This window comes from Streptomyces sp. NPDC028910, from assembly GCF_055564955.1.
On the sequence record NZ_JBVHVF010000032.1, the window covers coordinates 1 to 18,370 of the forward strand.

Here is an 18,370-nt window from a genome sequence, read left to right on the forward strand (position 1 = left end):
AACAAGACCGAAACGAGGGCCTCAACAACTCCCAACCCCCCCCCCCCCCCCCCTCCCCGCCCGGCTCGCCCCCCCCCCCCCCCCCTCTCCCTCTCCCCCCCCCCCCCCCCCTCCCCCCCCCCCCACGCCCGTTCTCATTCGCCCTTCGGGGCGATCCTGGCCGGCCCGGCTTCCGGGTCGGCGAGCAGCTTGTCGTGGAGCTCTCTGCTCTGCTCCGTGAGCTGCTGGGGGCCGCTGAGCGGGGGCACGCCGGAAACGATCTCACCGGGCGCCATCGGGGGTTCGTAGCGGGTGGGCGCGGTCGTGACCGTGTAGGCGGTGGCGGCGGCGATCACCGCGGTCAGCCCGAGGGTCGCGCGGGTCCACCTCCGTACGCGCCGCTCGCCGCCGCCGCGTACGGCCGCCGCCGGGCGCGGGTGGAGCACGACGGCCGGTCGCAGCGCGGTGAGCTGGTCGTGCAGCAGCGCGGACCGTTCCTCGGGCGGTACGTCGGCCAGTTGGGGGATCCGGTCGGCGAGGTCGGCGTGCGCGTGCAGGAGGCGGTTGCCCGTGGTGGGGGTGGTGGCCTCGGTCTCGGCGGCGGTGTCGGGGAGGTCGAGGCCGACGCCGTCGTAGAGCAGGACGGTACGGCGGTGGACGGGGGGCAGCGCGAGCAGGGCGTCGAGCAGGATCCGGTCGGCGGGCTCGGCGGGCGGCTTGCCGGGAGGGCGGCGGGCGCTGCGGAACCGGTGCCAGGGGGAGAGGGCGTACTCGTACGCGGCCGCGCGCACCCAGCCCACCGGGTCCGGGTCGGTGGCCACCTCGGGCCACCGGTCCCAGGCCAGGATGAACGCACGCTCCACGGCCTGCAGGGCGAGGGCCCGGTGGCCGGTGAGCAGGTAGGTCTGCCGGGCGAGGGCGGGGGCGGCGTCGGCGTAGAGGGCGTCGAAGGCCCCGGCCGGCGTTCTGGCCGACGCGGGGGTTCCTGCGGGGGGCTGGGCGGGCTGCTCGGCCGGCTCTTCGGCGGACTGCTCGGCCGGCTCTTCGGCCGACTGTTCGGCGGGCTGCTCTGTGGGGGGCTCGGCGGGCTGCTCTGCGGCGGGCTCAGCCGGTTGGCCGGGCTCGGGGAGTGCCTCCGCTTCTGCCTCCCTCGCCTCTGCTGTCTCGTCCGTCTCCTCCGCCTGCTCGGTCTTCTCCGCCTGGTGCGCCTGGTGCGCCTGGTGCGCCTGGTCCGCGCCCTCTGCCGCCTCCGGGGGGCCGTCGGCCGCGGTGTCGTGTCCGGCTGGCGGGGGCGCCTCCTCCGCTTCCGGGGCGGCGGCCTGCGGCGGGGCCGCGAGGGTGGCCAGGAATGCCGCGTACGCCTCGCGCTTGCGGCCGCGGGGGCGCGTACGGCCCGCTTCCCAGGAGCGGATCGTCTTCACGGCGACGCCCACCGCAGCCGCGACCTGCTGATGTGTCAGATCCGCCGCTTCGCGCAGTCTGCGGCGCTCCTTGGGGGCGGGCAGGCTCAGCTCCGAGGCCGATGAGGAGGCCGTCTCGACGCTTCGTGTCATGCCACACTCCCCGCGACCCGACAGCCCTGGGCGAAAAAGTACATAAACGTATATTGGGCGACACCACGGACATTCGCCTGTTACCCGCCCATAGCGCGTGTCGTTGGCACCATGGCGGGGTGACCCAAGTGACCGAACACGGGACCCCGTTGTCAGCGGCCCCGCGAACCGGCGTGCGGCGCCGTTCGCCGGCCGCCGCCGCATGCGTGGTGGGCGGCGCCGTGGCCGCCGGGCTCGGGCTCGGCTTCCTCGCCGTGCTCGTCATCGTGCTGTGGATCAGTTCCCCCTATCCCGACAGCGGCCCCGGCGGGGCCCTGCACCTCGCCGCCGGGCTGTGGCTGCTCGCCCACGGGACGGAGCTGGTGCGGTACGAGACCCTCTCCGGCGTTCCCGCGCCCGTCGGCCTGACACCCCTGCTCCTCGTCGCGCTGCCCGTGCTGCTCATGCGGCGGGCCGCCCGGCTGGGGAGCGCGTCCGAGGAGGACGGGGAGGAGGTGCTTCCCGCCGGCGCCGTGTTCTCGGCCGTGCTGTGCGGATACCTCGCCGTCGGGGCCCTCGCCACGGTGTACGCGGCCGGCGGCCCCATGCCGGCCGACCCGATCAGCGCGGCCTGGCACATTCCGCTGGTGGCCCTGTTCGCCGCCGCGGGCGGGGTGTGGGGGGCCAAGGGGCGTCCGCTCGGGCCGTTGCCGTCGTGGCTGCCAGGAGGCGTACGGAGGGCTGTCGCGCGCCCCCGTTACGCGCTCGCGCTCCGGGCGGGGGCGGGCGGCGCCCTGGTGCTCCTGGGCGGCGGCGCGCTGCTCGTCGGCGTCTCGCTCGCGTGGCACGGGGCGGAGGTGCAGGCCTCGTTCCTGTCGCTGACCGGGGTGTGGTCGGGCCGGTTCGCGGTCCTGCTGCTCGCGCTCACGCTGATCCCGAACGCCCTGGTCTGGGGAGCGGCCTACGCCCTCGGGCCCGGCTTCGCCCTCGGCGTCGACGCGACCGCCACCCCGCTCGGCTTCGCGGGGGCGCCTGGGCTGCCCCGGTTCCCGCTGCTGGCGGCGCTTCCGCCCGAGGGGCCCGGTACGCCGCTGACCTGGGCGGTCGCCGGGGTGCCGGTGGTCGCCGGGCTGGCGGTGGGCTGGTTCGCGGTACGCCGGGCGCGCGAGGTCTCGTACGGGGAGACCGCGCTCACGGCGGCGCTGGGCGCGCTGGTGTGCGGGCTGGCGATGGCCGGGCTGGCGGCGGCCTCGGCGGGGCCGCTGGGCTCGCGGCGGCTGGCCGATGTGGGGCCGGTGTGGTGGGCCACCGGTGCGGCGGCCTTCGGCTGGACGCTGCTGCTGGCGGTGCCGGTGGCGGTGGCGGTGCACGCGTGGCGGAACCGCCCGGCCAAGGGGCTGGCCGGGCTGGATGTGGACGAGCCGGTGGATGACCGGTGGCACGACAGTGGCGTACGGGAGATTCGGTGGGCGGAGATGAGGCGGGTGGCGGGGGTGCTGGTCCCTGACATTTCGGTGCCCGAGGCGGTGGCTCCTGTGGCCCCGGCGGGTCCTGTGGCTCCGGCGGGTCCGGTGGCGTCTGCCGAGCGGGGGCATCGGGCGGTGACGGTCGTGTCGGGGCTCGGGATGGATCTGACGCCGATCCTGAGGGCGGGTGGGTCGGGCGAGCCGTCGCCGGCTCCGCCGTTGGCTCCGCCGGTGGTTGGGGCGCGGGTGTTGGCTCGACGGAAGCCGCCGGGCTAGCTCCGCCGGGGGGCGGGTGCGGCGCCGTTGCCGGGGGCGCTGCCCCCGGACCCCCGCGCCTCAAACGCCGGCGGGGCTGAAAGAACGGGGCTCCGCCCCGGACCCCGCGCCTCAAACGCCGGCGGGGCTGAATGGTGCCCCGCGGGGCTGGATTTGCCCGGTGGGATTACTGGCGGACCTTCAGGACGTCGCCCACGATGTTGTCCGGGAGGAGGGTGTTGCACTGGAGTTCCGCCGACTTCGTGAGGGCGTCGTCGCGGCAGACGTAGAAGTCCTTGTAGGTGAGCTGCAGTGCGTACGAGCTCATGGCCAGCAGGATCGCCAGCGAGGCCGTGACCAGGCCGCTCACCGCCGCGGTGCGCTGCGGGCGGGCCGCGGGGCCCAGGGCGTCCAGGCCGGCCGGAGCGGGCGACGTGGTCGACGCGGTCGACGTGGCCGGCTTTCCGCGCAGGGCGCTGATGCCCCAGTACAGGGCGAGCGCGCCCAGCAGCAGGCCGACCGACGGGATCCCGAAGATGCCGAAGAAGAAGCCCCACATGCCGGCCAGCAGCGCGTAGCGGGCGCGGCGCTGGATCGGGTCCGTCGGGTCCCAGCGCGCCGGACCCCGCTGCCCCTCCGGATCCTTCGGGCTGTCCCCGTTGCCTCCGTCACCACCGCTGCGCGGCTGCCACGGCTGGTCAGGCCGGTCTTCCGGCGGAGCCGCGAAGGGGTTGTCGTCGGTGGGGGAGTCGGGCTGACGGCGGTCCGGCATCGGGTGTGTTTCTTCCCCTGTGTCATGGACGTCGCGAGAACGTCGTGGCGAGGTGAGGCCTGTGTGGGCTTGTACGCCAGACGCTACCGCCCGGCCGTCCCCCCGTCCCTCGGGGGCCGTCCGGTGTGCCGGTATCGTTGCAGGCGGTCGGTGGCTTCGTATGGTTCCCCGTATATCGGTACCCCGAAGTTTCGTATGACCACACAAGACGAACACCGCAATTCCCGCGAGAAAGGGCCTCCCATGGCCGCCTCCCGCCTGGTCGTGCTGGTCTCCGGTTCCGGCACCAACCTCCAGGCCCTGCTCGACGCCATCGACGCCCACCCCGGCGGAGCCGAGGGCTACGGCGCCGAAGTCGTCGCCGTGGGGGCCGACCGCGAGAACATCGCCGGCCTGGAGCGGGCGGAGAAGGCCGGGATCCCCACCTTCGTCTGCCCGGTCAAGGACTACGGGAGCCGTGCGGAGTGGGACGTCGCCCTCACCGAGGCGACCGACGCCCACGCGCCGGACCTCGTCGTGTCCGCCGGATTCATGAAGATCGTGGGCAAGGCGTTCATCGACCGCTTCGGCGGCCGGTTCATCAACACCCATCCCGCCCTCCTCCCCGCCTTCCCCGGCGCGCACGGCGTACGCGACGCGCTCGCCTACGGCTCGAAGGTCACCGGCTGCACGGTCCACTTCGTGGACTCCGGCGTGGACACCGGTCCGATCATCGCCCAGGGTGTGGTCGAGGTCCGGGACGAGGACGACGAAGCCGCTCTCCATGAGCGCATCAAGGAAGTCGAGCGCCAGCTGCTCGTCGACGTCGTGGGGCGCCTGGCCCGGCACGGCTACCGCATTGAGGGACGAAAGGTAACAATCCAGTGACCGCCGCAGAGACCGTAGAGAGCAACGAACCGACCACGACTCAGCGGCCGATCCGGCGTGCGCTCGTCAGTGTCTACGACAAGACGGGACTGGAAGAGCTGGCCCGCGGGCTGCACGAGGCGGGCGTCGCGCTCGTCTCCACCGGCTCCACCGCCTCGAAGATCGCCGCGGCCGGGGTCCCCGTCACCAAGGTCGAGGAGCTGACCGGCTTCCCCGAGTGCCTGGACGGCCGGGTCAAGACCCTGCACCCGCGCGTGCACGCCGGCATCCTCGCCGACCTGCGCCTGGAGGACCACCGCGACCAGCTGGCCGAGCTGGGCGTCGAGCCCTTCGACCTCGTGGTCGTCAACCTCTACCCCTTCCTCGCGACCGTCCAGTCGGGTGCCACCCCGGACGAGTGCGTGGAGCAGATCGACATCGGCGGCCCCTCCATGGTCCGTGCCGCCGCCAAGAACCACCCCTCGGTCGCGGTCGTGACCAGCCCCGAGCGCTACGCCGACGTGCTCGCGGCCGCCCGGAGCGGCGGCTTCGACCTCACCGCGCGCAAGCGGCTGGCGGCCGAGGCCTTCCAGCACACCGCCGCCTACGACGTGGCCGTGGCCTCCTGGTTCACGAACGCGTACGCCCCGGAGCCGCAGGCGGTGCTGCCCGAGTTCCTGGCCGGCGCCTGGGAGCGCAAGTCCACCCTGCGCTACGGCGAGAACCCGCACCAGGCCGCCGCCCTCTACACGGACGGTCAGCCGGGTGGGCTCGCCAACGCCGAGCAGCTGCACGGCAAGGAGATGTCCTTCAACAACTACGTGGACACCGAGGCCGCGCGCCGCGCCGCCTACGACCACGAAGAGCCCTGCGTCGCGATCATCAAGCACGCCAACCCGTGCGGCATCGCGGTCGGCGCGGACGTCGCCGCCGCCCACCGCAAGGCGCACGCCTGCGACCCGCTGTCGGCCTTCGGCGGTGTCATCGCCGTCAACCGCCCGGTGACCGTCGAGCTCGCCGAGCAGGTCGCGGAGATCTTCACCGAGGTCATCGCCGCCCCCGCCTACGAGGACGGCGCGATCGAGGTCCTGGCCAAGAAGAAGAACATCCGCGTCCTGAAGGTGGACGGCACCCCGCACCAGCCGGGTGACCTCAAGCCGATCTCCGGCGGCGCGCTGCTCCAGCAGAGTGATCTCTTCCAGGCCGAGGGCGACGACCCGGCCCACTGGACCCTCGCCACCGGCGACGCCCTGTCCGAGGCGGAGCTCGCCGAGCTGGCCTTCGCGTGGAAGGCCTGCCGGGCCGTCAAGTCCAACGCGATCCTGCTCGCCAAGGACGGCGCCTCGGTCGGCGTCGGCATGGGCCAGGTCAACCGCGTCGACTCGGCGAAGCTCGCCGTCGAGCGGGCGGGCGCCGAGCGCGCGCAGGGCTCGTACGCCGCGTCCGACGCCTTCTTCCCCTTCCCTGACGGGCTGGAGATCCTGACGGCCGCGGGCATCAAGGCCGTGGTCCAGCCGGGTGGTTCGGTCCGTGACGAGCAGGTCGTCGAGGCCGCGAAGAAGGCCGGTGTGACCATGTACTTCACCGGGACCCGGCACTTCCTCCACTGAGCCCGCCGGACGCCCCCAGGCACACGGCGAAGGCCGCGACCCGCGCAGCGCTGCGGGTCGCGGCCTTCGCCGTACTACGGGCGGGCGTACGGGCTCAGTAGCTCGGGCGCCGGAAGTAGTCGCCGGCCTTGGCGAGGCCCACGATGACCATGATGCCGAGGGCGAGGGAGACCGCGGCCAGAAGCATGGAGAGGATGGCGCCGCCGACCGGGGTCTGCTCGTCTGCGGCGAGAATGACCAGATTGCCGAGCAGGCTGAAGCCGGCGAAGAGGGCCTGCAGCGACCCGTAGATGATGCCGGAGACACGGACTCCCGTGCGCCCCTTGCTCAGCTTGGCGGCCGTCAGGATGGGCCACAGGGACAGGCCGATGATGAAGATGCCGGCGAAGACGAACGCGCCGCCGGCGATGGCACCCGCCTCGCTCGCCGACGAGCTGGACGAGTCCGAGAAGACGGAGGCGAAGACCGCGCCGCCGATGATGACGAACAGGCCGGCCAGGGCCGTCAGGCTGCCCAGGATGAAGAGGATGACGCGGGCGGCCTTCGCACCGCCGGGCATCTCCATGGCGGGTCCCGGGTATCCGGCCGGCGCCCCCGGGTACCCAGCCGGACCGCCCGGGTAGCCCTGCGCCTGCTGCGGGTAGGCGTAGCCGCCCTGCGGCGGCACACCCTGCGGTGCCTGCTGCGGGTAGCCGTAGCCGGGCTGGCCCTGCGGGGACTGGGGCGGCTGCTGTCCGTACGGATTGTGCGGGTCGCCGAAGCTCATCTTGGGGTGTTCCTCCGTGGAAGTGCGGGGACGCACGGCATACGCGCGGAGGAAATCTGCTCGGTGCGGTCCGCCCCCCGGCACTGCCCGCGGCACTCGGTCCTTTCATCGTCGTCCGACCGGCAAGGGCTTGTCCAGTTGGTTGCCGTGCGGCCGGTGACTTGTTGTGCAAGTGCAATGAACGCTGTATTCCGCTGCGCGCCTTGACTGGAACCGGGACCACCTCATCCGGGAGGATGGGGTCATGACCGCCCAGATTCTCGATGGCAAGGCCACCGCGGCCGCGATCAAGTCCGAACTGACCGCCCGCGTGGCGGCCCTGAAGGCCCGGGGTACCACCCCCGGCCTCGGCACCCTCCTGGTCGGTGACGATCCGGGCAGCCGCTGGTACGTCAACGGCAAGCACAAGGACTGCGCCGAGGTCGGCATCGCCTCCATCCAGCGCGAACTGCCCGCGACGGCCTCCCAGGAGGACATCGAGGCGGTCGTACGGGAACTCAACGCCGACCCGCAGTGCACGGGCTACATCGTCCAACTCCCACTCCCCAAGGGCATCGACACCAACCGGGTCCTCGAGCTGATGGATCCGCTCAAGGACGCCGACGGCCTGCACCCCATGTCCCTCGGCCGGCTGGTGCTGAACGAGCCCGGTCCGCTGCCCTGCACCCCGTACGGGATCGTCGAGCTGCTGCGCCACCACGGCGTCGGGATCAACGGCGCGCACGTCGTCGTCCTCGGCCGCGGGATCACCGTCGGGCGCTCCATCGGCCTGCTGCTGACCCGGAAGTCCGAGAACGCCACCGTGACGCTCTGCCACACCGGTACGCGCGACCTCTCCGGGCTGCTGCGCCAGGCGGACATCATCGTCGCGGCGGCCGGTGTCCCGCACCTGGTCAAGCCGGAGGACGTGAAGCCGGGCGCGGCCGTGCTCGACGTGGGCGTCAGCCGCGACGAGGCCGGGAAGATCGTCGGCGATGTGCACCCCGGTGTCGCCCAGGTGGCCGCCTGGATCTCCCCGAACCCGGGCGGGGTCGGCCCGATGACCCGGGCCCAGCTGCTCGTCAATGTCGTCGAGGCGGCGGAACGGACCACCAGTGCAGGCTGAACGGGATGCCGCGCACGCGGCCGGCAGCGGCGCGACCAGGGCGAACGGCACGCCCGTCGCGGCGGGCACGTCCGCCGCGGCAGGCACGCCCGTGACGCCGGGCACGCCCGTGACGCCGGACACGCCCGTCACGCCGGGCACGCCCGTGACGGCCGGGGCCGAAGCGCCCAGGTCCCGCCGCTTCCCGTCCGTCACCCGGGACACCGCCCGCCCCGAGGGCAGCGGCCGCGCCGTCCCCGGGGCGGTGTCCGCGCCCGCCCGTCAGTGGCCGATGCTCAGCGTGCTCACCGCGACCGCGGCCGGGCTGCTGGCCACGGCGCTGGGGCACCCGCGCGCCGGCTGCCTGGTGATCGGCGTGGCCCTGATCGCGGCTTCGGTGCTGCGGCGCGTGCTGCCCTCCGTGGGGATGCTCGCGGTGCGCTCCCGCTTCACGGACATGATCACGTACGGGGTGCTGGGCGTGGCGATCACGCTGCTCGCGCTGGTCATGCCCAAGCCCTGGCTGGAGATCCCGTTCCTGGAGAGCGCGGTCCGCTTCACCGTGAGGTGAGTGCCGCCGGGGGATCGGGAGCCACCGGACACGGGGCGCGCCTCCCCGCCCGAACGACGGTCCGCGAACCGGCCCCGCCTTCGAACGGCGGGGTCCGTGTGCGACGCACCACAGGGACCCGGGGGTCAGGCCGCTCCGGGGTCGGATAGCCTGACCGCGGATGTCTCTTCACGTCAAGATTTACTGGGGAGCGGCGTCCTCCAGCACATGGGGCAGGGACGCCCCACCGCCAGCTGTCTAACGGAGAAGGCCATGACCCGCACTCCCGTGAATGTCACCGTCACCGGCGCCGCCGGCCAGATCGGCTACGCGCTGCTCTTCCGCATCGCGTCCGGTCACCTGCTCGGCGCGGACGTGCCGGTCAAGCTCCGGCTTCTGGAGATCCCCCAGGGCATGAAGGCCGCTGAGGGCACCGCCATGGAGCTCGACGACTGCGCGTTCCCGCTGCTCGCCGGCATCGACATCTTCGACGACCCGAACCAGGGCTTCGAGGGTGCGAACGTCGCGCTGCTCGTGGGCGCCCGCCCGCGCACCAAGGGCATGGAGCGCGGCGACCTGCTCCAGGCCAACGGCGGCATCTTCAAGCCGCAGGGCAAGGCCATCAACGACCACGCCGCGGACGACATCAAGGTCCTCGTCGTGGGCAACCCGGCCAACACCAACGCGCTCATCGCGCAGGCCGCCGCCCCGGACGTACCGGCCGAGCGGTTCACCGCGATGACCCGCCTGGACCACAACCGCGCGATCTCGCAGCTGGCCGCCAAGACCGGTGCCGCCGTCTCCGACATCAAGCGCCTGACGATCTGGGGCAACCACTCGGCCACCCAGTACCCGGACATCTTCCACGCGGAGATCGCCGGCAAGAACGCCGCCGAGGTCGTCAACGACGAGCTGTGGCTGGCCGAGACCTTCATCCCGACCGTCGCCAAGCGCGGCGCCGCGATCATCGAGGCCCGTGGCGCGTCCTCGGCCGCTTCCGCCGCCAACGCCGCCATCGACCACGTGCACACGTGGGTCAACGGCACCGCAGAGGGCGACTGGACCTCGATGGGCATCCCGTCGGACGGTTCCTACGGGGTCCCGGCCGGTCTGATCTCCTCCTTCCCCGTCACCTGCAAGGACGGCAAGTACGAGATCGTCCAGGGCCTGGACATCAACGAGTTCTCCCGCACCCGCATCGACGCCTCCGTCCAGGAGCTGGTCGAGGAGCGCGACGCGGTCCGCGGGCTCGGCCTGATCTGATCCCCGAACACCCTTGCGTCACCGATGCGCCCCGGCCAAACCTGGCCGGGGCGCTTTGGCGTGAAAACTCCTGTCGGTGGATGTAGGGGGAAAATAAGGTCGGCCGGTGACCGACACCCCGATTCCCCACCAGCCCACCGGCGGCCGGGGCGATCCCCACCGCGACGACCTGCTCGGCGGCCGACCCCCGGTGCACCCCTCCGTCAGCGAGGCCGGCCGCCTCCTGTGCGCGGGCACCTACCTCGACGCCGGGTACCGCGATCGGGTGATCGACGAGTTGTACGTGCACGAGGAGCGCATCGTCGCCCCCTCCTACGGCTTCGACGCCTCCCGCGTACTCGCCCACGCCCTCCGCGCGCGCCGCGTCGAACTCGGCTGGGCGGCCGCCGTCATCGGCACCTGGTTCGTCGGAACCCTGCTCACCAGCGGCGCCCTGGCCGGCCTGCTGGCCCCCTTCCTCCTCCTCAGCCTCGCCGACTGGCTCAGGGCCCGTGACCTCGGGCTCCTGCGCTTCCTGGGCGTGGTGCTGCGCATCTACGCCTGGTGGATGCTCGTCTTCATCGTCATCTTGACGGTCGGGGTCGGACTGGCCCTCGTGGGCGAGCTCGGTGAGCTGGCCGAGCTCGGCGTGGGTCTCGCCTTCGGCTCCTCGGGCGCAGTGGTGGGAGCGGTGGCCCTCTGGGGCACGGCCGCCGTCTTCACCGCTCTGGTGACGGTCGTCGGGCTGCAGCGCGGCCATGTCGCGCGCGTCATCGCCCACGACCTCTCCCCGAACCGGTACGCCGACCCCGCCGCCGACCCTGCCGAAACGGCGCAGGGAGCCCGGTTCGCGCGGGTCCGCCGGCGCATCCGCGACGAACAGCACGCACCGCTGATCATGTACAACATCAACGACCCGTTCAGCGGGGCGGGAGAGCCCTACCGGCCCTGGCACCTGTCGGTCGAACTGCGTCCCCGCGAGGACCTCGGCCCCGACCGCAAGCCGACGCCCGTCACCAACGCCCACATCGTGGAACGGATCACCCCGCTCCTCCACGCCCTGCGCGTGCCCTCCCCGCACGGCTCGTCGCGAGCCCAGGCCGCCGTACTCGACCGGCTGCGCGAACTCGTCGTCGACGAATGCGTCTTCCTGCCCGCCGGCGGGCTGCCGCACCGCGACGCGGCGCCGCTCGCCGCGCAGCAGTTCGCCGAGCACCGGGCGGACGCCATCGAGGAGGGCGGCGAGCGCCGCCGGCACTTCCTGCGCATCCGGGTCGGCGGCTGGGACGAGAACCTCGTCGTCACCCTCTTCGTACGCGTCCACACCCAGGGCCGGATGATGATGCTGGAGGTGGCGCCGCACGTCCTGCTGCCCGTCCACGTCCTCTTCTACAACGCGGACGCCGCCGCCCAGCGCTACCTGAACAACAACCGCTTCGGGAAGGCGGTCTGGGCCCTGCGGCACACCCCCGGATCGTTCGCCGCGTCCATCGCCACCCTGGCCCGGGGCCTGGCCAGCTGGTGGCGGATCGCCACCGGCGGGCACGGCGGGGCACGCCCCGAAGGCCCCGGCCTGTCGGTGCGCGAGCTCGCCTCGCAGGACAACGGCTCGCTCTTCCACCTCATGGACCTGGACCGGTACCTGAAAACCATTCAGGACCGGGTCGTCGGCGGGGTTACGGTCGCCCTGCACGACGCCGGCTGGCACACCGAGGAGTTCGCGCAGCGTGCGATCACCGTCGCCGAGGGCGGCGTATTCATCCAGTCGGTCCACGACAGCGCCTTCAGCGTCGGCGGCACCGGCCACCACAACACCGTCAAGGGCGGCACGGCCAACAAGGGGAGCAGCGGTGGGAAGTAACGGCGAGGAGCCCTCGGTACGGCTGGGCGACGTCCACGGCAGCGCCTTCAGCATCGGCGGCAGCAACAACACCAACACCGTCAGCCACGGCGCCGACGGCGCGCCGGACACGCCCGGCCCCGAGGAACTGCTGGAGGCCGTACGAGAGCTCCGCGCGGCCCTCGTACGGCTGCCCCGCGGCGCCGACCGCTCGGCGCTCGACGCCGAGCTGGACGAGGTCGCGGGCGACCTGGAGGAGGCGGAAGCGATCCGGCCGGGCATGCTCACCCGGCTGCGCGACGCGCTGGAGCGGTGGGCTCCGCTGGTCGAGTCGGTGAGCGCGGCGACCGCCCTCGGCGGCATCCTCACCTCGCTGGGAGGCTGACCCGTGGCTCCGTCCGGCGCACCCCGCTGGGACCCGCGGTCGCAGCGCTGGGAGTGGGACCCGCAGGCCCCGGCGGCGGAGCCGGGCCCGCAACCGGTGCCGGCTCCCGGGCCGGCACCGGTCCCGCCTATGCCGCCCGGGCCGCCGCCGGTGCCGCCCGGGCCGCCGGGTCCGCCGGGGCGGCACCGGCTGACCCCGCTGACGGCAGGGGTGGCGGTGGCGGCCGTCGCCCTGGGCGCGGCGGCGGTGTGGTTCGTACAGCGGGACGACGACCGGGCCGGTCCGGTACCGCCCCCCGGCCCCACGTCATCGGCGTCGCCGACGGACTCCGAGTCCGCCTCGCCATCACCGAGCCGCAACCGCAGCGGCAGCCCCAGCGCGAGCCCGAGCCCGAGCGCGTCCGGCGGCCACGAGACCGTCACCGACCCCGAGGGCTTCACGATCGCCGTTCCCGAGGGCTGGGACCGGGAGCAGACCGGCGCCGGCGTGTTCTACCGATCCCCGGACCGCACCGCGCTGCTCCAGGTCTTCAAGGTCGTCGAGCCGGAGCTCAGCCCTCTCGACGCGGTACAGGGCGCCTCCAAGGACCTGCGGGCGCGCACCACCAACTACACCGAGATCCGCGTCGGCGCGGTACCCGGTGGCTCCGGAGCCTGCGAGCTGGTCTACGAGTACGACAGCGCCGAGTCGAAGGGCCGCCGACGCGGCGTCGAGCGGGTCCTGTACGCCCAGGACGGCAACAAGTGGGCCGTCCTGGTGGCCGGCCCGGCAGCCGAATGGCCCAGCACCGAGAAGAACCTGGCCGCCGCCCTCCGGGAATTCCGCCCCGGAAGCTAGGGCGTGTCCGGCGGCTCAGCGCTTGGCGGTTCAGTGCTTGGCGGTTCAGTGCTTGAACATGCCCGGCGTGTAGTGCCCCGGTACGGCGCGGGTGGTGACGCCGAACCGGTTCCACGCGTTGATCGTCGAGATCACGGCGATCAGCTGGGCCAGTTCGGCCGGCTCGAAGTGCTCGGCGGCCCGCTCGTAGACCTCGTCGGACACGAAACCGTCCGTCAGGACGGTGACGGCCTCGGTCAGTTCGATCGCCGCCAGCTCCCTCTCCGTGTAGAAGTGCCGCGACTCCTCCCAGGCGCCCAGCTGCACGATCCGCTCGACGCTCTCGCCCGCCGCGAGCGCGTCCTTGGTGTGCATGTCCAGGCAGAAGGCACAGCGGTTGATCTGCGAGGCGCGGATCTTGACCAGCTCGACCAGCACCGGGTCGAGGCCCTTCCGGGCCGCGATCTCCAGGCTGACCATGGCCTTGTAGACCTCGGGGGCCAGCTGGTGCCACTGCATGCGGGAGGGCTGTTCGGGGGCGAGTGCCCGCGTTTCGTTCGTCGTCGTCATGTGATCCACCCTAGGAGGCAAGCGGCCCAGCGATATGGTCCACATCCATGACGGAATCATGGGCCACTTTCGGCGTCGACCTGCATCTGGACCTGTCCGCCGGGCGCGGTCTTCGGGCCGGGCTCACCGAGGCGCTGCGCGAGGCCGCGCGCAGCGGGCGGCTGCCGGCCGGGACCCGGCTGCCGTCCTCCCGCAGCCTCGCCGCCGACCTGGGCATCGCGCGGAACACGGTCGCGGAGGCGTACGCCGAACTCGTCGCCGAGGGCTGGCTGACCGCCCGCCAGGGCTCCGGCACCCGCGTCGCCGAACGGGCGCGCCCGCGCCGGGCCGCGGCGGCCGCCCCCGTACGGCGTCCCGCGCGCCAGGGGCCCTCGTACAGCCTGGTGCCCGGCTCCCCGGACCTCGGCGGCTTCCCGCGCGCGGCCTGGCTGTCGGCGGCCCGGCGGGCGCTGACCGCCGCGCCCAACGAGGCCTTCGGGTACGGGAGGGACGGGCACGGCCGCGTCGAGCTGCGGCAGGCGCTGGCCGGCTACCTGGCACGGGCGCGCGGGGTGTACGCGGACCCGGAGCGGATCGTGCTGTGCGCCGGCTTCCTGCACGGGCTGACGCTGCTGGCGGGGGTGCTGCGGGCGAGACGGGTGCGGGAGGTGGCGGTGGAGGGGTACGGCCTGGACGTCCACCGGGACCTGCTGGTGCGGGCCGGGCTGCGGACGCGGCCGCTGGGGGTGGACGGGCAGGGGGCCCGTACGGGGCAGCTGACCGCGGCGTCGGGCGCGGTGCTCCTGACCCCCGCTCACCAGTTCCCGACGGGCGTCGTCCTGACCCCGGCCCGCCGGACGGCGGCGGTCGACTGGGCGCGGACCACCGGCGGGTTGATCCTCGAGGACGACTACGACGGCGAGTTCCGCTACGACCGCCAGCCGGTGGGGGCGCTGCAGGGTCTGGACCCCGACCGGGTGGTGTACCTCGGCACGGCCAGCAAGTCCCTGGCGCCGGGGCTGCGGCTGGGCTGGATGGTGGTCCCGCCGGATCTGCTGGGGGACGTCCTGGCCGTCAAGGGCCCCACGGACTGGGCCTCCAGCACGCTGGAGCAGCTCACGCTGGCGGAGTTCATCACCTCCGGGGCGTACGACCGGCACGTGCGCGGGATGCGGCTGCGGTACCGGCGGCGGCGGGACGAACTCGTCGCGGCCGTGAGCGACCGGGTGGCCGTCTCGGGGATCGCGGCGGGCCTGCACGCGGTGCTGGACCTCCCGGCGGGGACGGAGCGCGCGGTGCTCCAGTCCGCGGCCTGGCAGGAACTGGCCCTGCACGGCCTGACCGGCTTCCGCCACCCGGAGGCCGAACTGCCACCGCGGGACGCGCTGGTCGTCGGCTACGGCACCCCGTCGGACAGCGCGTGGACCCCGACCCTCGCGGCCCTGTCGGCGGCTCTTCCCGCATGACCCGGCGCGGCAGCCGAGGCCCTGAACAAATCGCCCGAAGGCGTGCGAACTGACTCCAGGTCACGGATCTCACGGCGGCCGGATTCCATCGGCCGTGGACACACCTCTAGTCTGTCGGGAGCACGCCAGGCCCCAGGGGGAGCAGCAGACATGGACAGCAGCAGCACCAATCAGCGCCGCATGCGCTCCGGAGCCGTCGCCCTCGGCGGCATGGGCCTGCTGGCGGCCACCCTCGTGGCCTGCGGCAGCAGCGACGAGCCGGACCGGCGTTGCGCGTCCCGCTCCACGCTGGACCACCTGAACAGCAAGGAGTGCAAGACCGGCGGCACCGGCGCCTACTACTACGGCGGCGCCGTCAAGAACGGCAAGGTCACCGGCGGCAGTTTCGACAAGTCCGCCGTCACCCGCGGCGGCATCGGCGGCCACACCAGCTCCGGCTCCAGCGGCGGCTGAGCGCACCCATGAAGCGGCACACCATCGAGCCCCGCCCCGGCTGGCAGAAGACCGTCGAGGAACAGGGCCTGATCTACCCCCTCACCCGCTACCCCGACGGCTCCCTGCGCCCCTACTGGGACGAGAGCGCGTACTACTCCTTCTCCCTCCCCGAGGTCGAGGCGCTGGAGAACGTCGTCGAGGAGCTGCACGCCATGTGCCTGGCCGCGGCCGCGCACATCGTCGAGCAGGACCGCTTCGCCGACCTCGGCATCACCGACCCCAAGCTCGCCGCGCTGATCGCCGAGTCCTGGCGCCGCCGCGCCGAACAGCCCTCCCTCTACGGCCGTTTCGACCTGCGCTACGACGGCACCGGCAGCCCGGCCAAGATGCTGGAGTACAACGCCGACACCCCCACCTCCCTCGTGGAGGCGGCCAGCCCGCAGTGGTTCTGGATGGAGGAACGGTTCCCCGGCGCCGACCAGTGGAACTCCCTCCACGAGCGCCTCGTCGACGCCTGGCGCCGCCAGGCCGAGCTGCTGCCGCCCGGCCCGCTGCACTTCGCACACTCCGAGACCGACGAGCTCGGCGAGGACCTGATGACGGTCGCCTACCTCCAGGAGACCGCCGAACAGGCCGGCCTGGACACCCAGGCCCTCTCCGTCGAGCAGATCGGCTGGGACAGCCTGTCCGGCCGGTTCGTGGACGAGAAGCTCCGCTTCATCCGCAGCTGCTTCAAGCTCTACCCGTGGGAGTGGCTGGCCACGGACGAGTTCGCCCCGCAGGTCCTCGGCACGTACGACCACGGCGGCGGCTCCGGCACCACCTGCTGGATCGAGCCGCTGTGGAAGATGCTGCTCTCCAACAAGGCGCTGCTCGCGATCCTGTGGGAGCTCTTCCCGGAGCACCCGAACCTGCTGCCCGCCTACCTCGACGGCCCGCGCGAACTGGCGGAGCCCGGTTCCGCCGGCTACGTGGCCAAGCCCCTGCTCGGCCGCGAGGGCGCGGGCGTCACCCTGCACGCGACGGGCGAGGGCGGCGAGCCGTTCGTACCGGAGGCGGGGGAGCGGTACTGCTTCCAGGGCCTGGCCCCGCTGCCCGACTTCGACGGCAACCGGGTGGTGCTCGGCGCGTGGGTCGTCGAGGACGAGGCGGCGGGGCTCGGCATCCGCGAATCGGCGGGGCCGGTCACGGACGAGTACGCCCGTTTCCTGCCCCACGTCATCCTGTAGCCGTGCGAACCGCGTGACCGTGCGAACCGCGTGACCGTGCGAACCGCGTGACCGTGCGAACCACGTGACCGCGCGGGCTACGAGATCTGCGCGGGCTACGCGGGCTACGCGGCCAGCACCGACCGGAGCTGCTCCAGCCCCCAGTCCAGGTCCTCCTTGCTGATCACCAGCGGCGGCGCGATGCGGATCGTCGAACCGTGGGTGTCCTTCACCAGCACACCGAGCTCCATCAGCTTCTCGGAGATCTCCCGGCCCGTCCCGCGGGCCGGGTCGATGTCCACGCCCGCCCAGAGCCCCCGCCCCCGTACGGCGGTCACCGCGCCACCGCCGACCAGGAGGTTCAGCTCCCGGTGCAGGTGGTCGCCGAGCTCCGTGGCGCGCTGCTGGTACTCGCCCGTGCGCAGCATCGCGATGACCTCCAGGGCCACCGCGCAGGCCAGCGGGTTGCCGCCGAAGGTGGAACCGTGCTCGCCGGGGCCGAACACCCCGAGCACGTCACGGTCGGCGACCACCGCCGAGACCGGGACGACACCGCCGCCGAGCGCCTTGCCGAGGACGTAGACGTCCGGGACGACGCCCTCGTGCTCGCACGCGAAGGTCCTGCCGGTCCGGCCCAGACCCGACTGGATCTCGTCCGCCATGAAGAGGACGTTGCGCTCGCGGGTCAGTTTCCGTACGCCGCTCAGGTACCCGGCGGGCGGCACCAGCACCCCCGCCTCGCCCTGGATCGGCTCCAGCAGCACGGCCACGGTGTTCTCGGTGACGGCGTGGCCGAGCGCGGTGAGGTCCCCGTACGGAACGATCTCGAAGCCCGGCGTGTACGGACCGAAGTGGTCGCGGGCCTCGTGGTCCGTCGAGAAGGAGACGATGGTCGTGGTCCGCCCGTGGAAGTTGTCGGCGGCGACCACGATCTTGGCGTGCCCGTCCGGGACGCCCTTGACCTCGTAGCCCCACTTGCGGGCGGTCTTCACCGCCGTCTCCACGGCCTCCGCGCCCGTGTTCATGGGCAGCACCATCTCCTTGCCGCAGAGCGCGGCGAGCTCGGCGCAGAAGTCGGCGAAACGGTCGTGGTGGAAGGCGCGCGAGGTGAGCGTGACGCGCTCCAGCTGGGCGCGGGCGGCGTCGATCAGGCGGCGGTTGCCGTGCCCGAAGTTGAGGGCCGAGTACCCGGCGAGCATGTCGAGATACCTGCGACCCTCCACGTCGGTCATCCACGCGCCTTCGGCGGATGCGACGACCACGGGCAGCGGGTGGTAGTTGTGCGCGCTGTGCGCCTCTGCGGAGCGGATGGCATCAGCAGTTGTCGACACGGGGTCTCCGATCGTCCGTCTTGCCGGGTGAAACGGTGACGAGGGTGGCGTCACCTTCTTATCGTCGCTCGTATCCCGGACGCAGAAACCTTCCCCACGGCGCGCCCGCTAAGGTGAACGGTACGCACGGCGACTGGCGTACGGAGAACCGACTCCGGGGGAGTCGTGCGCGCTCGACCGCATACAGGGCCGCTCGCCTGGGCCTCGCGGGGTACCGATCACATCGACCCCGGAGGAG

The 18,370-nt window shown here is 72.9% G+C and carries 17 protein-coding genes and 1 riboswitch; of the genes, 12 read left to right on the forward strand and 5 right to left on the reverse strand.

Annotated features, from left to right (window positions below):
* Nucleotides 1-134: 134 nt before the first annotated feature.
* Nucleotides 135-1,532 (reverse strand): helix-turn-helix domain-containing protein, encoded by a 1,398-nt coding sequence (locus ACZ4TV_RS29055; protein ID WP_468138043.1) that lies wholly within the window; start codon nucleotides 1,530-1,532, stop codon nucleotides 135-137.
* 119 nt (nucleotides 1,533-1,651) lie between these two features.
* Here ACZ4TV_RS29055 and ACZ4TV_RS29060 point away from each other — a divergent pair, with 119 nt between their 5' ends.
* Nucleotides 1,652-3,253 carry a cell division protein PerM gene (locus ACZ4TV_RS29060; protein ID WP_468138044.1) on the forward strand — a complete coding sequence of 534 codons (1,602 nt, stop codon included), beginning with the start codon at nucleotides 1,652-1,654 and terminating at the stop codon, nucleotides 3,251-3,253.
* 166 nt (nucleotides 3,254-3,419) lie between these two features.
* Here ACZ4TV_RS29060 and ACZ4TV_RS29065 read toward each other — a convergent pair whose 3' ends face one another.
* Nucleotides 3,420-4,004, reverse strand: a complete 585-nt coding sequence (locus tag ACZ4TV_RS29065) for a hypothetical protein (protein ID WP_468138045.1) — start codon at nucleotides 4,002-4,004, stop codon at nucleotides 3,420-3,422.
* A gap of 243 nt (nucleotides 4,005-4,247) precedes the next feature.
* On the opposite strand from ACZ4TV_RS29065, the gene purN reads away from it, so the two are divergent.
* Together purN and purH are read left to right on the forward strand one after the other, a co-directional pair.
* Nucleotides 4,248-4,871 (forward strand): phosphoribosylglycinamide formyltransferase, encoded by a 624-nt coding sequence (gene purN / locus ACZ4TV_RS29070; protein ID WP_468138046.1) that lies wholly within the window; start codon nucleotides 4,248-4,250, stop codon nucleotides 4,869-4,871.
* Entirely contained in the window at nucleotides 4,868-6,460 is a 1,593-nt protein-coding gene (gene purH / locus ACZ4TV_RS29075) for a bifunctional phosphoribosylaminoimidazolecarboxamide formyltransferase/IMP cyclohydrolase (RefSeq protein WP_468138047.1), read from the forward strand. The genes purN and purH overlap by 4 nt, the downstream gene beginning before the upstream one ends.
* A 94-nt stretch (nucleotides 6,461-6,554) precedes the next feature.
* On the opposite strand, the gene ACZ4TV_RS29080 is transcribed toward purH, so the two are convergent.
* On the reverse strand, nucleotides 6,555-7,226 hold the full coding sequence (locus ACZ4TV_RS29080) for a hypothetical protein (RefSeq protein WP_468138048.1): 672 nt from the start codon (nucleotides 7,224-7,226) through the stop codon (nucleotides 6,555-6,557).
* Between the two features lie 244 nt (nucleotides 7,227-7,470).
* On the opposite strand from ACZ4TV_RS29080, the gene ACZ4TV_RS29085 reads away from it, so the two are divergent.
* From ACZ4TV_RS29085 to ACZ4TV_RS29110, 6 genes are all read left to right on the forward strand, one after another.
* Entirely contained in the window at nucleotides 7,471-8,331 is an 861-nt protein-coding gene (locus tag ACZ4TV_RS29085) for a bifunctional methylenetetrahydrofolate dehydrogenase/methenyltetrahydrofolate cyclohydrolase (protein ID WP_468138049.1), read from the forward strand.
* Nucleotides 8,321-8,881, forward strand: coding sequence for a DUF3017 domain-containing protein (locus ACZ4TV_RS29090; protein ID WP_468138050.1), 561 nt, complete (start codon nucleotides 8,321-8,323; stop codon nucleotides 8,879-8,881). The genes ACZ4TV_RS29085 and ACZ4TV_RS29090 overlap by 11 nt, the downstream gene beginning before the upstream one ends.
* Before the next feature lie 252 nt (nucleotides 8,882-9,133).
* Nucleotides 9,134-10,123 carry a malate dehydrogenase gene (locus ACZ4TV_RS29095; protein WP_468138052.1) on the forward strand — a complete coding sequence of 330 codons (990 nt, stop codon included), beginning with the start codon at nucleotides 9,134-9,136 and terminating at the stop codon, nucleotides 10,121-10,123.
* Nucleotides 10,124-10,229: 106 nt separating this feature from the next.
* On the forward strand, nucleotides 10,230-11,963 hold the full coding sequence (locus ACZ4TV_RS29100; protein ID WP_468138054.1) for a hypothetical protein: 1,734 nt from the start codon (nucleotides 10,230-10,232) through the stop codon (nucleotides 11,961-11,963).
* On the forward strand, nucleotides 11,953-12,327 hold the full coding sequence (locus tag ACZ4TV_RS29105; protein ID WP_468138055.1) for a hypothetical protein: 375 nt from the start codon (nucleotides 11,953-11,955) through the stop codon (nucleotides 12,325-12,327). Before ACZ4TV_RS29100 ends, ACZ4TV_RS29105 begins: the two co-directional genes overlap by 11 nt.
* A 3-nt stretch (nucleotides 12,328-12,330) precedes the next feature.
* Nucleotides 12,331-13,164, forward strand: a complete 834-nt coding sequence (locus ACZ4TV_RS29110) for a serine/arginine repetitive matrix protein 2 (RefSeq protein ID WP_468138056.1) — start codon at nucleotides 12,331-12,333, stop codon at nucleotides 13,162-13,164.
* A 45-nt stretch (nucleotides 13,165-13,209) separates the two neighbouring features.
* On the opposite strand, the gene ACZ4TV_RS29115 is transcribed toward ACZ4TV_RS29110, so the two are convergent.
* Nucleotides 13,210-13,713, reverse strand: coding sequence for a carboxymuconolactone decarboxylase family protein (locus ACZ4TV_RS29115; RefSeq protein WP_468138058.1), 504 nt, complete (start codon nucleotides 13,711-13,713; stop codon nucleotides 13,210-13,212).
* A gap of 47 nt (nucleotides 13,714-13,760) precedes the next feature.
* Here ACZ4TV_RS29115 and pdxR point away from each other — a divergent pair, with 47 nt between their 5' ends.
* The 3 genes from pdxR to ACZ4TV_RS29130 all read left to right on the forward strand — a co-directional run bounded on the left by pdxR (nucleotide 13,761) and on the right by ACZ4TV_RS29130 (nucleotide 16,822).
* Nucleotides 13,761-15,158 carry a MocR-like pyridoxine biosynthesis transcription factor PdxR gene (gene pdxR / locus ACZ4TV_RS29120; protein WP_468138059.1) on the forward strand — a complete coding sequence of 466 codons (1,398 nt, stop codon included), beginning with the start codon at nucleotides 13,761-13,763 and terminating at the stop codon, nucleotides 15,156-15,158.
* Between the two features lie 150 nt (nucleotides 15,159-15,308).
* Nucleotides 15,309-15,611, forward strand: a complete 303-nt coding sequence (locus ACZ4TV_RS29125; RefSeq protein WP_468138060.1) for a hypothetical protein — start codon at nucleotides 15,309-15,311, stop codon at nucleotides 15,609-15,611.
* Nucleotides 15,612-15,619: 8 nt separating this feature from the next.
* On the forward strand, nucleotides 15,620-16,822 hold the full coding sequence (locus ACZ4TV_RS29130) for a glutathionylspermidine synthase family protein (RefSeq protein WP_468138061.1): 1,203 nt from the start codon (nucleotides 15,620-15,622) through the stop codon (nucleotides 16,820-16,822).
* A 104-nt stretch (nucleotides 16,823-16,926) separates the two neighbouring features.
* On the opposite strand, the gene rocD is transcribed toward ACZ4TV_RS29130, so the two are convergent.
* Nucleotides 16,927-18,132: an ornithine--oxo-acid transaminase gene (gene rocD, locus ACZ4TV_RS29135; RefSeq protein ID WP_468138062.1), complete on the reverse strand. Its 1,206-nt coding sequence runs from the start codon at nucleotides 18,130-18,132 to the stop codon at nucleotides 16,927-16,929.
* Between the two features lie 119 nt (nucleotides 18,133-18,251).
* Nucleotides 18,252-18,342, forward strand: a riboswitch (ZMP/ZTP riboswitch).
* Nucleotides 18,343-18,370: the final 28 nt, after the last annotated feature.

Bases quoted from the DNA above. Each gene is read 5' to 3' on its own strand.
- ACZ4TV_RS29055 (WP_468138043.1), bottom strand. From the start codon at position 1,532: ATGACACGAAGCGTCGAGACGGCCTCCTCATCGGCCTCGGAGCTGAGC.
- ACZ4TV_RS29065 (WP_468138045.1), bottom strand. From the start codon at position 4,004: ATGCCGGACCGCCGTCAGCCCGACTCCCCCACCGACGACAACCCCTTC.
- purN (WP_468138046.1), top strand. From the start codon at position 4,248: ATGGCCGCCTCCCGCCTGGTCGTGCTGGTCTCCGGTTCCGGCACCAAC.
- ACZ4TV_RS29080 (WP_468138048.1), bottom strand. From the start codon at position 7,226: ATGAGCTTCGGCGACCCGCACAATCCGTACGGACAGCAGCCGCCCCAG.
- ACZ4TV_RS29085 (WP_468138049.1), top strand. From the start codon at position 7,471: ATGACCGCCCAGATTCTCGATGGCAAGGCCACCGCGGCCGCGATCAAG.
- ACZ4TV_RS29095 (WP_468138052.1), top strand. From the start codon at position 9,134: ATGACCCGCACTCCCGTGAATGTCACCGTCACCGGCGCCGCCGGCCAG.
- ACZ4TV_RS29115 (WP_468138058.1), bottom strand. From the start codon at position 13,713: ATGACGACGACGAACGAAACGCGGGCACTCGCCCCCGAACAGCCCTCC.
- pdxR (WP_468138059.1), top strand. From the start codon at position 13,761: ATGACGGAATCATGGGCCACTTTCGGCGTCGACCTGCATCTGGACCTG.
- ACZ4TV_RS29125 (WP_468138060.1), top strand. From the start codon at position 15,309: ATGGACAGCAGCAGCACCAATCAGCGCCGCATGCGCTCCGGAGCCGTC.
- ACZ4TV_RS29130 (WP_468138061.1), top strand. From the start codon at position 15,620: ATGAAGCGGCACACCATCGAGCCCCGCCCCGGCTGGCAGAAGACCGTC.